The organism is Methanosarcina spelaei, from assembly GCF_002287235.1.
Classification (GTDB): Archaea; Halobacteriota; Methanosarcinia; order Methanosarcinales; family Methanosarcinaceae; genus Methanosarcina; species Methanosarcina spelaei.
Genome location: NZ_LMVP01000032.1, coordinates 1 through 14,453, shown reverse-complemented (window position 1 = coordinate 14,453; position 14,453 = coordinate 1). Strand labels below are relative to the sequence as shown.

12 protein-coding genes and 1 pseudogene are annotated in these 14,453 nt (G+C 39.2%); 4 read left to right on the top strand and 9 right to left on the bottom strand.

Features of this window, described 5'->3' with window-relative positions; all coding sequences use genetic code 11:
• Positions 1-203: pseudogene (locus ASJ81_RS23175) on the top strand (ISNCY family transposase); the annotation flags it as partial.
• A 1,023-nt stretch (positions 204-1,226) separates the two neighbouring features.
• The gene (locus ASJ81_RS02830; RefSeq protein ID WP_245859736.1) at positions 1,227-2,084 is read left to right on the top strand and encodes a MerR family transcriptional regulator; all 858 of its coding nucleotides are present in this window, start codon (positions 1,227-1,229) and stop codon (positions 2,082-2,084) included.
• Positions 2,085-2,194: 110 nt separating this feature from the next.
• Here the strand turns inward: ASJ81_RS02830 and ASJ81_RS02825 are convergent, their stop codons facing one another.
• From ASJ81_RS02825 to ASJ81_RS02795, 7 genes are all read right to left on the bottom strand, one after another.
• Positions 2,195-3,070 carry a nicotianamine synthase family protein gene (locus ASJ81_RS02825; protein ID WP_095643153.1) on the bottom strand — a complete coding sequence of 292 codons (876 nt, stop codon included), beginning with the start codon at positions 3,068-3,070 and terminating at the stop codon, positions 2,195-2,197.
• Positions 3,071-3,232: 162 nt separating this feature from the next.
• A complete protein-coding gene (locus ASJ81_RS02820) occupies positions 3,233-3,526 on the bottom strand; it encodes an ArsR/SmtB family transcription factor (protein WP_095643152.1) in 294 nt (97 codons plus the stop codon).
• A gap of 72 nt (positions 3,527-3,598) precedes the next feature.
• The gene (locus ASJ81_RS02815) at positions 3,599-3,805 is read right to left on the bottom strand and encodes a hypothetical protein (RefSeq protein ID WP_394339130.1); all 207 of its coding nucleotides are present in this window, start codon (positions 3,803-3,805) and stop codon (positions 3,599-3,601) included.
• 500 nt (positions 3,806-4,305) lie between these two features.
• Complete coding sequence (locus tag ASJ81_RS02810; RefSeq protein WP_095643150.1) at positions 4,306-4,770, bottom strand: PepSY domain-containing protein; 465 nt, start codon at positions 4,768-4,770, stop codon at positions 4,306-4,308.
• Between the two features lie 503 nt (positions 4,771-5,273).
• A complete protein-coding gene (locus ASJ81_RS02805; RefSeq protein WP_095643149.1) occupies positions 5,274-5,948 on the bottom strand; it encodes an ABC transporter ATP-binding protein in 675 nt (224 codons plus the stop codon).
• Between the two features lie 24 nt (positions 5,949-5,972).
• Positions 5,973-6,959 carry a DUF3344 domain-containing protein gene (locus tag ASJ81_RS02800; RefSeq protein ID WP_245859735.1) on the bottom strand — a complete coding sequence of 329 codons (987 nt, stop codon included), beginning with the start codon at positions 6,957-6,959 and terminating at the stop codon, positions 5,973-5,975.
• The gene (locus tag ASJ81_RS02795; RefSeq protein WP_095643147.1) at positions 6,928-8,715 is read right to left on the bottom strand and encodes a CARDB domain-containing protein; all 1,788 of its coding nucleotides are present in this window, start codon (positions 8,713-8,715) and stop codon (positions 6,928-6,930) included. The genes ASJ81_RS02800 and ASJ81_RS02795 overlap by 32 nt, the downstream gene beginning before the upstream one ends.
• Positions 8,716-9,615: 900 nt before the next feature.
• Between ASJ81_RS02795 and ASJ81_RS02790 the strand changes: the two genes are divergently transcribed.
• Complete coding sequence (locus tag ASJ81_RS02790; RefSeq protein ID WP_245859734.1) at positions 9,616-10,947, top strand: DUF3344 domain-containing protein; 1,332 nt, start codon at positions 9,616-9,618, stop codon at positions 10,945-10,947.
• A gap of 36 nt (positions 10,948-10,983) precedes the next feature.
• Here the strand turns inward: ASJ81_RS02790 and ASJ81_RS02785 are convergent, their stop codons facing one another.
• Positions 10,984-11,847 (bottom strand): energy-coupling factor transporter transmembrane component T family protein, encoded by an 864-nt coding sequence (locus tag ASJ81_RS02785; protein WP_095643146.1) that lies wholly within the window; start codon positions 11,845-11,847, stop codon positions 10,984-10,986.
• 109 nt (positions 11,848-11,956) lie between these two features.
• Between ASJ81_RS02785 and ASJ81_RS02780 the strand changes: the two genes are divergently transcribed.
• Positions 11,957-13,822: an ABC transporter ATP-binding protein gene (locus tag ASJ81_RS02780; protein ID WP_095643145.1), complete on the top strand. Its 1,866-nt coding sequence runs from the start codon at positions 11,957-11,959 to the stop codon at positions 13,820-13,822.
• A gap of 160 nt (positions 13,823-13,982) precedes the next feature.
• Here ASJ81_RS02780 and ASJ81_RS02775 read toward each other — a convergent pair.
• Positions 13,983-14,453, bottom strand: a 471-nt coding sequence (locus tag ASJ81_RS02775; RefSeq protein WP_141241570.1) for a PKD domain-containing protein, incomplete at its 5' end; no start/stop codon positions are given.

The window sequence follows — 14,453 nt, the reverse complement described above, 5'->3', positions numbered from 1 at the left end:
TTGATGATCAGTATAAAAAGAGAGCTGAATGTGAAAAGATACATGGACATATTAAAGGTACAGTAAAGTTCGATATCAGAAGAGTAGGAAACCAGAGTAGAAAACTCTACTCTCTCTTGAGTTTCATAGCATATCAACTACTGGTATTCACAGAAATGCAAAACAAGGTTGGAGATAAGAATTCATTTGGGAGATACTTTTAAAGAAGTAGGTATCAAATTAGATTAGAGATTTTAAAAGCTAATTTGAGATCCTCATTTATAAGATATAAATATAAATATAAATATAAATATGATTATAAACAACTATCTATTTATTTACTTATTATATTTGATATTTTAACAGGATCAGTCATGTTATGTATCTAAACCGGATATATGTCAGGATGGCAGAGTGGCTATGCTTCCGGCTGCAACCCGGAATTATGTGAGTTCGATTCTCACTCCTGACTTTAAGAATACAGATTCATTAGGCATACAATATATGCGGCCATTTTTCTTATAGATGTAGGAATATCGATTTTCCTACCTTTTCAGACTTGTTTCCTGAAGTCTTTGGTACTTGCTTAAGCCTTTAACCTGCTTAAGCCTTTAGTACTTGCTTGAAGTCTTTGGTACTTGCTAGATACATGAACTATAAGCAACTCTTTGGTGTTTATTGCTATAATTTACCGTAAAAGCAGCTAAGAAGACTCCTACAAATCCATTGCTTTTCCTAAAACAACTGACTGCATTCTAATCCAATTACAGAAGAGGCAGGCATCTGGTTTGGGCATATAGGGTGAGCAAGGTCACGAACGGCAAGCCAAAAAATCCCGCCTGACAAACTATTAGTCCTACATGCAGTTAATTCTACAAGGAAAACAAATAAGAAGTTGCCAGAGACCAGAAGTGAAGGAAAACAGGTTCGAAGAAAGAATAACCTCCAGGAGATTCTTCTATTGGATAGAATATTGATAGATAATACCCAACTTTTCTCCAATTCCAGCACCAGTAAGATCATAAATTACATTAAAGAAGTCATATCAAAAATACTTTTAAACGAAATATAATTTAATGAACTTTATAAGATATTATGTAACTTATTAGATATTATGTAACTTATAAGATATTTAACTTATAAGATGTTATGTAACCATGCACGATTTTCTGTTCTTACATTAAGTCTCCCCTGGGGAAAAGTGAGGTTGTTTATCTAACTTCAGGACAATTACTGGCTTGAGCAAGATGTCTTCAGTAGATCAAATTCCAATCGGTAAGTTTTCTTTCATGACCCGCCTCTCGCAAAAAGCACTCAGGCTCTATGACCGGAAAGGGCTGCTTGTTCCGGAAGCAAAGGACCCTTTTACGGGATACAGGTACTATACCGTTTCCCAGCTGGAGAAGGGAATGAAAATCAAAACCCTGTGCTTCCTCGGATTTTCCCTGGAAGAAATTTCCCTGTTTCTTGATGCGGAAAACACAGGAGACCTTGAGTATATAGAAGCAGGTTTCAGGAAGAAACTTGAGCAAACCCGGCTGGAAATCGGACAGCTGCAAAGGATCGAAGGGATCTTGCAGGGCGCCTGCAAACACAATGGAAAAGTTATGGAGTTATTCAAAATGTCTATTACAGAACCCATTATAAAAGAAGTACCCGAGATGCGAGTAATAAGCAAACGTGAAGAAGGAACTTTTGTAGTAACTATTGGAAAACTTATCGGTGAGATCTGCTCATGCGTTAAGAGTCCTGAAAACCAGCGAAATCATGTAAAGGTTACGGGCCCTATTATGTTTCTCTACCATGGTGAAGAATACAAAGAAACTGAAGCTGACATCGAGATTGCTCTGCCGGTCTCTGGCAGGATTTCAGTAGAAGATTCCAAAATGGAAATAAAAACCCTACCTGCTATAAAAGCCATCTCAGCTATCTATCGCGGACCATATCCTGGAGTCGAAGCCGGTTTCAGCCAGATTTTCTCGTATGCCAGGGAAAAGAACCTGGAAACCCTGAGCCCGAGCAGGGAATTGTATTTCAATGACCCTGCAGAAGTTCCTGAAGAAGAACTTATGACTGAAATTCAGGTACCGATAAAGGAAAAGTAATCATTAAAATGGGCGATTAATATACTTGTTAGATAATAAATAGATTATTAATAGATTATTAATAGCCTTTGTATTTTAAATAGTCTTTTAATAGTCTTTTAATAATCTGTTTAGTACTCCGGAATTCCGGAGTAATTACTCTTTTTTTCCAGAAAGATGACTGTATTATATGCGGGAGGTTCGGGCCGAATTCTCTTATATTCCCTGTACCCTTCAGGCAAATCAAGCAGAAAGTCCCGGTTTAAAAGTTTCATTAAGCCTTTTTCGTAGACCCGGTGAGAAATTCTGCAGCCTGCCGGCATTACTGTCAGTAAATAATCGAGAATTTCTTTTTTAGGTTCAGCCTGAGCAGCTATTACAAGAGCCCTTATCCTTGTATCAGGGTCAAGAAAATCTATTGGGTTCATAGAGTAATGGGTCCCGTTGAGTATAGTGATCTCTTTAGAAAGCCCGAGCTTATCAAGCAATTCCGTTGAAAGCTTTGCCCTTTCAGGGTTCTGCTCTATCCCTGTGCCTTTTACCCCATAATATTTAAAGAAAACGATAAGCGTAAGGGGAAGGGGTCCGCTCCCGAGGAAAAAAATTCTGTCTCCGGCTTTTAGCCCGAAACCCTCGTATTCTGTCCGGACCAGCTTGAGGTAATTTTTGTAAAAGGGAAATTCCTCAAGGACGTCCCAGGGAGATTGGCTCGCAAGAACTTCCTTTGCATATCCGGTTTCCAGCTTCACAGTATATAAATTCCTGAACCGGTTCAGGTTAACGAAAATTGGTTCCAGCTCCTGTTTATTCAGGAGAATAGAAACTACACAACTATCCAGATCCTGGGTAATTAAAGCATCCAGCTTCAGAAACAGTTTTTTGGATTTGTCCGAAGAGCTGGAAAGGATCTCTTCATCAGAGAGTTTCCTTATGTCCTTATACAAATCAAGTATTTCTTTGAGAACAACCTCTGAAAGCTCCGAACTCTCACCAATCGCACTAACCATACCAATCCCCAAGAGTATTATGGTGCGCCTGAATATATTTCTATTGAGAATTTCCCAAACATGAAACTCAAAAGGCTGAGACTTAAATAATTATTCTGGCAGTAAAAGTATCTGAACAAAACGAAAAATATAGAAACCCATATAGAAATCAGGAGTCCGGCTTCACTTGAAAATCTGCTTCAGGTCTTCCATCCCGAGAGAAAAATCAAACTCCTTTAATCGATAAAACTTCTTGGCCCTAAGATCATCATCTTCAAGTCTGAGGTCACTTTCAACAAATCCGGCTTTCTCCAGGCGTTTTAAATGCAAGTTTACTACCTGCCTTGAGAGGTTCAGGTCCTTAGCGAGTTCGTATACATACCTCTCCCTTTCAGCCAGCATGTAAAGCAGTTTAAGCCTTACGGGATGAGAGAGTGCCTCGCCAATATCCACTATTTGTTGAAGTGATTTTGCCATCTTGAATGTCCTCGCATACTTTTGGTTGCACCTGGCCTGGATGATTTTCAGAGCCTGTATAGACATAAAGCTTTAGATTTCTTCCAACTTGGATTTTATATCTTCTACTGTTTTTTTGATTTCTTCGATATCTCTTTCCATTTTAATAATTCGCTCATTATCCCTCGGAGCTGTGTACCCGGATCTGTTCAGCAGCACTACCGCCACACCCACTATAAGAAGAATGATTAGAAGATTCAGGAGAAATCCCCAGAAGGAACCAGTTATGCCATATCCCATGCCGTTCAAGCTTTCCACCTCGAAAATAACAAATATTCTTAAGATTATCGGCTTTTCTTATTCAACCGACTTTATTTCTCAGATATTGCTGCCATAAATATAAAAGAATATCCGGCAAAATGTACGCAAATGTAAGAATTTATTAGAGACTTTGGTAAAAGGGTAATAAACGTATCCTCTTCAAATTGTATGGGTAAAAGTAAATTTCATGTATTTGTTGAAATATTAAATATCTAATTAAGTTTGAGAAACAGCTTCAACCGATGCACTCAACTTTATAACTGTACGATGAATTTGTGGAATATTTTTTGAGTTGGAAAAATTCTCCATCGAATTTGAAGAGGATACTAGTAAACTGAAGAATTAACCTGTAGATTGAAGAATTAACCTGTAACTTAAAGAATTAATCCATAAATGAAAATTAACCTGAGAAAATAAATAAAAGAAGAATGCTAGGAAATGGATTCAATACTCAAAAAAATATTGAAACGCTATTGCTATCAACAGGCATATGTTCTGCAATAGCCCTGACCTCTCCCATATCTGCTGCCTGTCTGTGCTCCTGTGCAAACAGGATAATCGGTAAATACTTCACCGCTGACGGCATCAATTCTTGCCTGCCTGTAAACCCCGTCCTCATCCTGATAGGAAACAATCCACCAGCGACGCATCTGAGATATGTCCTCTTTGGAAACGTTGCTGTCGATTTTTGTTTTTGCGATTTCGAGTGCTTCATCTACGGTCTTGACTTCGAGTTCCGAAGTATTACTTGAATTGAAGTAAGGGCAATTGGAGAAGTTCCCGTAACATGAGCCAGAGTCCATGTGTCTTGCAGCCCACCTGTGCATTGATCCAAAACCGTAATTCGTCCCTGCGTTATCCGAAGCAACCGCACTGACCACCGCTGCTCCGGAAATCCCTATAAACAGTATTCCCAGGATAATTGCTATAATCGCTTTTCTCATTTTTACACCTTCACGCATATTTTTCTTTTGTTTGTAACCTACAATTAACCGTAAATATCTGATCTACAACATATGTAGTGTATTCGCTACATATGTGATTAGATATAAAGACATATAACTTTTGGCATATACTGTTTGTTTTCACGAAAAGTCAGCGGTACTTCTTATTAATCCATTATATAAGTAGTGAGATCCAGCAAAAAAGTGAATAAACAGATGAATGAACAGATGAATGAACAGATGAATGAACAGATAAATGAAAAGATTGAGGTAAGTAAAACTAGTATCTGAAGAATGATGGATAAAAGTAGAAGACTCTACTCTCTTTAAGTTTCATAACATGTCATTAAAGTTGGAGATAAGAATCTTTTTGGAAATTATTTCAAAAAAGGGTACAAAACTTATTTATAAATTTTAAAAGTTTTGAGATTGCCCTTGAACAAACCTCAAGTACCTTGCAGTTAAAAGAGGCTTTTCTATAATTAAAACTCTCATTAAAAATCTCAGGAAGTGAGTTCACCATCACTTAACTTCACAACCTTATCTGCAACTCTGGCCATTTCAGGGGAGTGGGTTGCAACGACAAAACTAATCTTCTGTTCTCTATTTATATCTTTCATGAGATTTGTGATTTTTTTCCCAGTAACCGAATCAAGGTTTCCGGTAGGCTCGTCGGCCAGAATAAGCCTGGGGTTATTTGCAAGAGCCCTGGCTATGGCCACTCTTTGCTGTTCTCCTCCAGATAACTCCGAGGGCAGGTGAGACATTCTATCTCCAAGTTCAACCAGGTCAAGAAGTTCAGTTGCTCTCTGTTTTTGTTGGGAACGGTTGATCCGATTAAAATGCATCGGATAGCAGACATTTTCAAGGGCGTTCATTGTAGATATTAAATTGAAAGCCTGGAATACAAAACCTATCGTCTGTCTGTGTAGTCGGACAAGGTGAGAAGAGTTTCTGTAGTCAACTTCGGTACCTTCTATAAAAACACTGCCAGAAGTAGGCTGGTCAAGGCAGCCGATAATATTAAGTAAAGTAGACTTGCCGGATCCGGAAGCGCCCATAAAGGAAACAAATTCCCCTTCTTCAATTTCCACATTTACTCCCCTGAGAGCCTCTACACGCATTCCGGAATCAAAAGTATAAAACTTTGACAGGTCTCTGGTTTCAACAATATTCATTTATTATCCCTTTCCTAAAAGACATTAGCTACTCATCTTTTCAGAGGATTCGGACTCTTTAAACTTAAGCACAAGTATCGCATTTGTTGCCAGAAGATAATCTCCTTTGTCCTGAATGATAGCAAAATTCTCAGCCGGTTCTAGATAATCTGCTACCGGCTTCTCATCAAGAGCTACCTGGACAGTCTCATTTGTCTGGTATGCATTCTCCCAGCTTTTACCACTTCCGAACAGAAGCTGGATAATATCTCCAAGGACCGGAATACTACTGGTCTTCTCATTAAAAAAAAGCTTATTCCTGGCTTCTCTGCCCGAACTGTATCCTCCTGAAGGTGAAACAGTTATCAAGCGTGCATCCGTAACATTATCGAGGTTAATATCACCTTTAAAATAAGTAGTTGTTGTTGCTACTTCCGGAGTAATTCCATAATCAGCATACAGCATATCACAACCTTCACCAATCCAGTACTCGATAATCGGTGATTCCGGGTCCTCGTAGACGAGGAGAAGCCCGATACCCTGTACGCAAAAGGTACTTCCGTTTTTGTCCGTATTTGCCAGTGAAATGGAATAACTTCCGGGTTTGGAAATCTTCCCGCTAAGGTCACATGTGTTCATCCCCGAGAAATAATCATACCTTGACACAAATCCCTTGGTATCCGTATACATGTGCCCTTCAGGCAGGGGTACAGTAGTTCCTGAGCTTGTAAGGGAAGCATTGAATTGCGGATATATGCCTTCCAGATCTTTTTTGCTCCAGACCCAGTAAACGTAAGCTTTTGCAACCTTAATAGAACTCCCTGCAGGAGGATTAACACTAAAGTTAACCATATAACTTTTGTTGTATGTAAGCTCACCACTATATTTACTATCTCCGAGAGAAAAATCAAGGCCTCCATGGTGCTCATCATGGATGACGGTCTGCAAGGGTTTATCTCCGGCATACGAGGCTGAAGCTGGGACTATGAGCAGCAGGAGATTAAGCAAAATTGCAACTGACTTCAAATTCATTATTATCCTCATCCGACTCAACAATATGGTTATGCTCGTCGACTTTCGCTCTTAAGGTGTGCTCCCCACCCACGGTTTCAACCCGTATATCGTTCACGATTGTTTTTTGGCCTGCAATTTCCGGGATATTCAATACAGTGGCACTTTTTCCATCAAGAGAGATATTTACATGGAAGTTCCGAGCTGAAGCTTCTCCGTTATTAATAATCTTTACCGGGATAGAGTAGGCAGTTTTCTCCGCTACATGGGATTCCTCAATACAGCCACTTAAAGCCAGTATTATAAGTACCGCAAGTAAAAGTAGTAGATATGGTTTTTTTCTCCTAAAGCCTAAAATAGAGAGGAAAGAAAGAAAAACTATAGAGGAAGATGCGACTTCTTTCTGTGCCTCTATTTTTACAGGATCTCCAAGGGAAACCGAAAGTTCTGGCTTTGACTTGACACTTATATTTAGTGCACAAACATTATTTTTCTTGTCTGACTCTTGTATACTGTTTTCCGGGTTTAAAGAGAGTTCAAGCAGGTGCTTTCCTTTGATTGCAGACCATGAAAAAGAAGAACTATACACTCCGGAAGCTTCCATATGGACTGGGAAAGTTGAAACCTCACTTCCATCTACCTTGAAGCTCATAGTGCAGTTCTGATCATAAATTCTCCCAGGATTGTTTATTGTGAAAGAGATTTTTGCCGGCATTCCATCAACCAGCTCTTCTTCAGAGATATTCATCTCAGGATAAAGGTCTGGAAGAACAGATGCCTTATCCTTTGAGCTCAAAACCAGGGCTGCAAGTACGGGGTGCAGGTAGTCCTCTCCTTCCTTGTCATCAATATCCCCATCCCCATTCAGGTCAATTCCCCTCACAAAGGTTGCTGAGTTATTATCCTGCAAATAATCAAGCACATCAAAACTTTCTATATCAAAATATCTGGAAGGAGAACCTTCATTTCCGGATGCATCATTACTTGTCTCATCAGCAATGTCTCTAACTTTTTCTCCATACTTTTCAGAGAGGTTTTTGGGTGAGGTTCCAAGCATCTTTCCATTAAATTCAAGATAATCAGGCAGGCCCTTTGATCCTGTAAGGTATACTACTGAAAGATTTGCAGTATCCTTGTTATTCAAAGCCTGTCCGCAGCTGAAATTAACATTTGCTCTGTCATTAGAATTTGCCAGGGTACCGCTCCAGCCTTTCCCGTGAAGATTTACGTTTCCGCTCAGGAGCTGGTAGGAAACTTCAGGTGCTTTTTCGTTCTCACATCCCACGGCAAGCACTGCACCATATACCCTTCCATCCAGCTTGTTTCCTGGCTCTCCCTTGCTCGTAAGGATGTTCACAATATTTTCACCATTTTTTGTAACATTGCTCACATCATAAGAAACCCAGTAAACTCCATGGCCTGCACAGTATACGTTTTTGCTTTCATCATTAACACCAGCAAGCGGTAACTGCTCAAGCTTTTGCCCGTTAAACTCAGGCCGGAGCCATCCTTCGTAATTTTCCGTGCCTCCCCAAACTCCAACATACAGGCGAGCCCAGCGGACAGTACCATCCGGAACGTTAAAGTTTTGGGAATAGGGAGGAAATGTAAGTCCATGCCCTCCGTCTATGTATACTTCTCCTCGGAAAGTACCCTGAGCATCCGGAGTTAGAGGTATACCTTCAAAAGAGTAGCTGGCTCCTGAAAGAGGAATTGAAATTAGCAATGAGAGCAAAAAGACAAACAATATAACTATTTTCGTAATTCCTGTTTTCATATCCGCTCACTTTCACACCAGAGTAAAGTCTCAACTTTGAGAGAAGCCTGGTAAGTTTCTGATTTCATTTTTGGGTAGATTTCTTTAAGTTCGTAGAATTAATATGACAAGTTCGTAGAATTAATATGACAAATTTGTCTCATAATTGAATATTTACAAAAACTTAAAGATTATTAAATATTACTACTTTTCTATTTTGTATGAATAATTATAATAATAGATAATTTTAATAAAGATTATTATAATCAATATTTACATTCAAACTTAACCTGCATAGATGGCTAAATTTTCAACAATAAATACACTTTATTTTGATAAATTGATCGTTTTAATACTATAAAAGATAAATTGAAATCAATTTTGAAGTTTTTTAATGTTTAAAGGATCAATAATCTTTTTTTTGAAGTTTTAAACTTTAATTTTAGTTTTGGCATAAAATCATAATAACTTAAAAATAGTACTAATTGTTGCCATATTAACATATTGATTAATGATTTTTTAACAAAAATTATATACTCAAAGTTATTAGCTATCTACTAAGTCATAATATTAAGAACATGGGAAGAATTAAACGGTGTTTCGTTTTAAATAATATTTAACTCTAAACGAGATTCCATTTTAAACAATGTTTCATTTTAAACAATCTTCCATGCATTCGAATCGACGTCTATATTTTGAAGAATGCCTTACAATCCCGTTTTGAAATAGTCCAATGGAACCTCAAACTTGGAGTAAACTTATGATAAGGAGGATATGGATTCAGATTTTACTCTAGCCCATGATAGAAACAGTAGATGAGCAGGATCTATGTGAAACTGAAATGAAAGATAGCTAAGAAAGGAAGATGAAAATGCAGAATAGCAGAAATAATGGCAAATTTTGCAGGTGGAAAGATAGGATATGAAGACTAGAGGAGTAGAACAAAAAGGAAATCAAAGAGGAAATCAAAAAGGAGATCAAAAAGGAAATCAAAAAGGAAATCAAAAAAGAGATCAAAAAGGAAATCAAAAAAGAGATCAAAAAGGAGATCAAAAGAAGATATATAAAATGAGGAAAATTTGGGGAATAAATGAAGATCATAAGGCAAATAGCGAACATAAAATAAGAATAATAAGACTCAGCCAGGAAGGAAATAAATTTAACCGGCTGGTAAGGTTACTTTGCGTGATAGCAGGACTATGTTGTTTGCTTTCCATGCCTGCCCTGGCCCAGACCCCCGAGAAAAACGGATACATAGCAGACAAGCCACTTGAAACATACATACATGACTCGATTAACGGAGGTCTCTATTATAGTGTTGGAAGCAGTTATTACAGTGGGAAGGTCTATCCCGGAGACGTATACTCCGTAACACATAATATCGATCTTCCCGAAGGATCGACAGTAAAATTCGCAAGGCTTTATAATTACTGGACCTGGAGTGCCGAAGGTGTCACTGGCAGGTACCCTGAGATGAAAGTGAGATTTAACGGAAAAGAACTTACACCTGAAAAAGAATACAGTGACAGGAAAGGCTGGGGCATCTATGATTATCCTACAGGCACCTGGGCTTATAACATAACTGATCTTGTAAACGGTTCGGGTACTTGTAGCACTGAGATTGAAAACACAGGCCCTGATGCATCTTTTGTTTGTATTGACGGTGTAGGTTTGCTAATAGTTTATACGGACCCTAAAGGAAAAGACATCGAGTACTGGATCAATGAAGGAGCTGACGAACTCAATTCTCAGGTGGATGAGAACGGCAACCCGCTTTATTATGCGACCTCTAATGAGACAATGTGTGAAATGCTCAAGCCTACCTTGCAGCTCCCTGTCCGCAGTGCAACCCTCTGGACGATTGCTCAATCCGGAAACTGGAATGATAACGCTCTCCTGATAAACGATCAAAAATTTCCCGGGATTACCGATGGAGAACCTTATCCTGACCTTGATACCGATATGAGGGATATCACAAGCTACCTGAAATCTGGAGAAAATAGCATCCTTTTCCAGGCCATAGGAGACTATGTGGTACCTTCAGGGGCCTTCTTAGTGATTGAAAAAGATCCACAGGCAGAAGAAGCAACCCAGGCTTCTGAAGAAAGTTCCGGAAAATCGGATGAAACCGGCAAAACTCAGGAGACTTCCGGAAATGAAGCGAGCAAGACCCCAGGATTTGGATTTGATTATGCCCTTGTCTTTTTAACCGTAGGTAAACTGGTTGCAGGGCATAGACAGAAAAAGGGTTGAAAGAGACTGTGCTCCCTATTCTTCAGGTATTCTTCATCAAACAGGTACGGTACCCCCGAAACCAATGTAGCTCAGATAAAGTCCACCTGACGTTAAAAGGATTGTATATATCAAGAAGATGTAATCATTCCTTTTTAATTTGAGTTCGTTTACATAGGTCCTGTGCCTGTTTGCTCGAAAGCCTCGTGTATCGGCAGCAATGGCAAGTTTTCTTCCTGCCCGGAGTATATTAACTACAAGAGGAACAAGGATATATTTCAGGGCTTTTGCTTTTCTGCGGATGTCACCTTTAAGCTCAAGCCCTCTTGCTTGCATTGCGTTCAGGATTATGCCGCTTTCTTCGAGCATTGTAGGAGCAAAGCTGACCGCAGAGGATACCATAAATGCAATTTCATATGGAATACCTATTCTATAACTTTTCCCTGCGATCCGAATTTCGAAAAAGCGAACAAATGCGTTGATAAGCATTCCGGGATGAGTTGTGGCAATAACAAGCATAGCAGCACTTAGAGAAGCCATAACGCGGAAAGACTGATATAGTCCATAGACGGCTCCGTCTGCATAGAAATAGATTCCTCCTGTAAGAGGTCCCACTAATGGGAAAGACGATGGAACGAGAGTAAACAACGGATCTTTAGCCCAATAATAAAAAAGAGCCTGCGATATTGTAAAACTCAATAGAACACTCATGAAGATAATAATTATTGCCTTTATCCTGCTTTTTGAGGGTTTTAACACGAACCAGAAAGGTAAAGTTGATATGAATAATATTGCCAATAGATCCGGAGTCCCGAACACAACACTTAGCACCGATATTCCAAAGAGCCAGAATAATTTAACTCTCGGGTCAAGCCTGTGAAGCAGGCTATCTTTTTGTTCATAGCGAAAAAGACTTTTCAAACATGGATCCTCCATGAAAATTATTCACACAAAAATAAATTATAATTAAACTATTTCTTACTTTCTATAATAAATTTAAGCTTAATGGTATAATCAAGAGGCAGATCGTATGGATTCCTTACCTGAAAAAGTTTCAGTTGGCTTGGGAACTGCACATATCAAGCTTGAAAACCTCACATACAGCTACCCTCACTCAGATTCCCAGGTACTTTCGGACGTAAATCTTGAACTTAAAAAAGGGGAATTTGTGCTACTTGTGGGTCCCAGCGGTTGTGGGAAAAGTACTCTTGTCCGCTGCTTTAACAGGCTGATTCCAGAAATATCAGGAGGAAGTTTTTCCGGGCGTGTTTTACTTCAGGGAAAAGATCTTAAAAATGAAAAAATCAGGAAGCTGGCTCTTGAAGTTGGAATGGTGTTCCAGAACCCGGAAACCCAATTGTTTTGTATGACAGTAGCTGAAGATATTTCTTTTGGGCCTGAAAATTTGGGCTTACCCAGAACTGAGGTACTATCCCGCGTAGAAAAAGCTCTTAAAGCAGTTAGACTGGAGAAACTTAGTAATCACTTCATTTTCACACTCTCAGGGGGAGAAAAACAGAGGACTGCAATAGGAGGAAACCTAGCAATGGAGCCTGATATCCTGGTTCTTGATGAACCGACATCGGATCTTGACCCTACAGGCACTCAGGAGGTTCTTGAGCTACTAAAAAGACTAAATGAGGAAAAGCAAACAACCCTTATTCTAATAGAACACAAACTCGACTCAGTTTTCGAAATAGCAGACCGTATGCTTGTTATGGACAAAGGCAGATTTATCTTTGATGGAAAACCTTTCGAAATCCTGTGCCGTGAAGAAGAAACACTTAAAAAACTCGGAATTCATCCCCCTCAACTTACTGAAGTTGCTCATCTGCTGGGAATGGACTCTGAAGCTTCAATAGTTCCATCCTATGAAAACGTTCTGAATCGACTTGCTAAACTCCTGCAAATACCTGCAAGCCAATTTGAAAGCCAGATAGAGCAAATACATGAAACTTCCAGTTGTTCTATCGAAACTTCCAGTTCCATTGAAACTTCCAGTTCTGTTGAAACTTTCAGTTCTATTGAAACTTTCAGTTCTCTTTTACCCTCAGAGGAAAATTTACCCTTTGTACGAATAGAGAACCTCTGCTACAGGTTTGAAGATGGTCCGGAAATCCTCAAAGATATTAATCTGGATATCAAAAATGGAGAGTTTCTTGCTCTTCTTGGACACAACGGAGCTGGAAAGACAACTCTGGCAGGCCACTTAATAGGATTTTGCAGACCTTCCAGTGGAAGAATCCTTCTTAATGGAAAAGATATAGAGAGGTATTCGACAGCTCAGTTATCAAAAAAAGTTGGGTATCTTTTCCAGAATCCAGATTCGCAGATATTTATGGATAGTGTAATTAAAGAAGTTCGTTTTGGACTCGAGAACATTGGTATTCCCAAAGAGAGAATTGAAAAACTGGTAAATGAATCCCTGGAAACGATGGAACTTTCGTCTTATAAAAATAGGCACCCCCATTCTCTCTCAAGAGGGCAACGACAGCGCCTGGCAGTAGCTTCCATTCTTGCCCTCGAGCCGGACCTTCTTGTCCTGGACGAACCTACAACAGGGCAGGACAGAGGACACATACTTAAGTTCCTTGATAAGATCAAGGAACTGAAAAAACTTGGGAAAACGGTTATTCTCATAACACATGACATGGAGCTTGTAGCCGAGTATGCTGAAAGGATTGTAGTGATGAAGCAGGGGAGAGTCCTGCTGGACGGACCAACAGCAAAAGTATTCTTAAGCGCGGATAAACTGAATGAGGCTGGAATCATCCCTCCCCTCCTTTCAAGGCTTTGCTTTGACCTTCAAAAACAGGGAATTAATGTTCCTCCAATATTAACAGTCTCCGAATTGAAATCTTTCCTCCGGGATCATTGTCCGGAGTTGCGAGATTGAAAAAGCGAAATCAAGGAAACAATTCGTACAAAAGTAAAAAGAAAGAAGGAAAAAGAAAAGAATGTAAATAGAGTTGATCAATTACCCCCACTCCTCTTTAGTCCTGATCTTTTTTATCGTTTTTCAATTTAAGGGTGTATTTGCTTTCAGATTATATCTCTTATTTTGTATTTGTTGTCACTTTTATATAATCGGTTTTTGTTGCCGTACTACTGCCTGCGGCATTTGTTGCCGTCAATGTCACTGTATAACTCCCTGCTTTGGAATACTTATGCTTTGGACTCTGGATTGTGGACGATGCCCCGTCTCCAAAACTCCATTTCCATTTAGTCGGTGTTCCAGTACTTTTATCAGTAAAAGCAACCGTCAACGGCATTTTTCCTGAAATAGTAGTTGCAGAGAATTCAGCAACCGGCTTTTCTGTCACTTTTATATAATCTGTTTTTGTTACCGTGTTGCTGCCTACAGCATTCTTTACTGTTAAAATAACAGTATATGTTCCTGCTTTGGAATACTTGTGAACTGGATTCTGCTGGGTTGAACTTGTTCCATCTCCAAAACTCCATTTCCATGCAGCAGGTGTTCCTGTGCTTGTGTCAGTAAATTTAACGTTTAATGGTGCTTTTCCTGA

Bases quoted from the DNA above. Each gene is read 5' to 3' on its own strand.
- ASJ81_RS02825 (WP_095643153.1), bottom strand. From the start codon at position 3,070: ATGGTTAGTGCGATTGGTGAGAGTTCGGAGCTTTCAGAGGTTGTTCTC.
- ASJ81_RS02805 (WP_095643149.1), bottom strand. From the start codon at position 5,948: ATGAATATTGTTGAAACCAGAGACCTGTCAAAGTTTTATACTTTTGAT.
- ASJ81_RS02815 (WP_394339130.1), bottom strand. From the start codon at position 3,805: ATGGGATATGGCATAACTGGTTCCTTCTGGGGATTTCTCCTGAATCTT.
- ASJ81_RS02820 (WP_095643152.1), bottom strand. From the start codon at position 3,526: ATGGCAAAATCACTTCAACAAATAGTGGATATTGGCGAGGCACTCTCT.
- ASJ81_RS02795 (WP_095643147.1), bottom strand. From the start codon at position 8,715: ATGAAAACAGGAATTACGAAAATAGTTATATTGTTTGTCTTTTTGCTC.
- ASJ81_RS02810 (WP_095643150.1), bottom strand. From the start codon at position 4,770: ATGAGAAAAGCGATTATAGCAATTATCCTGGGAATACTGTTTATAGGG.
- ASJ81_RS02830 (WP_245859736.1), top strand. From the start codon at position 1,227: ATGTCTTCAGTAGATCAAATTCCAATCGGTAAGTTTTCTTTCATGACC.
- ASJ81_RS02790 (WP_245859734.1), top strand. From the start codon at position 9,616: ATGAAGACTAGAGGAGTAGAACAAAAAGGAAATCAAAGAGGAAATCAA.
- ASJ81_RS02800 (WP_245859735.1), bottom strand. From the start codon at position 6,959: ATGAATTTGAAGTCAGTTGCAATTTTGCTTAATCTCCTGCTGCTCATA.
- ASJ81_RS02780 (WP_095643145.1), top strand. From the start codon at position 11,957: ATGGATTCCTTACCTGAAAAAGTTTCAGTTGGCTTGGGAACTGCACAT.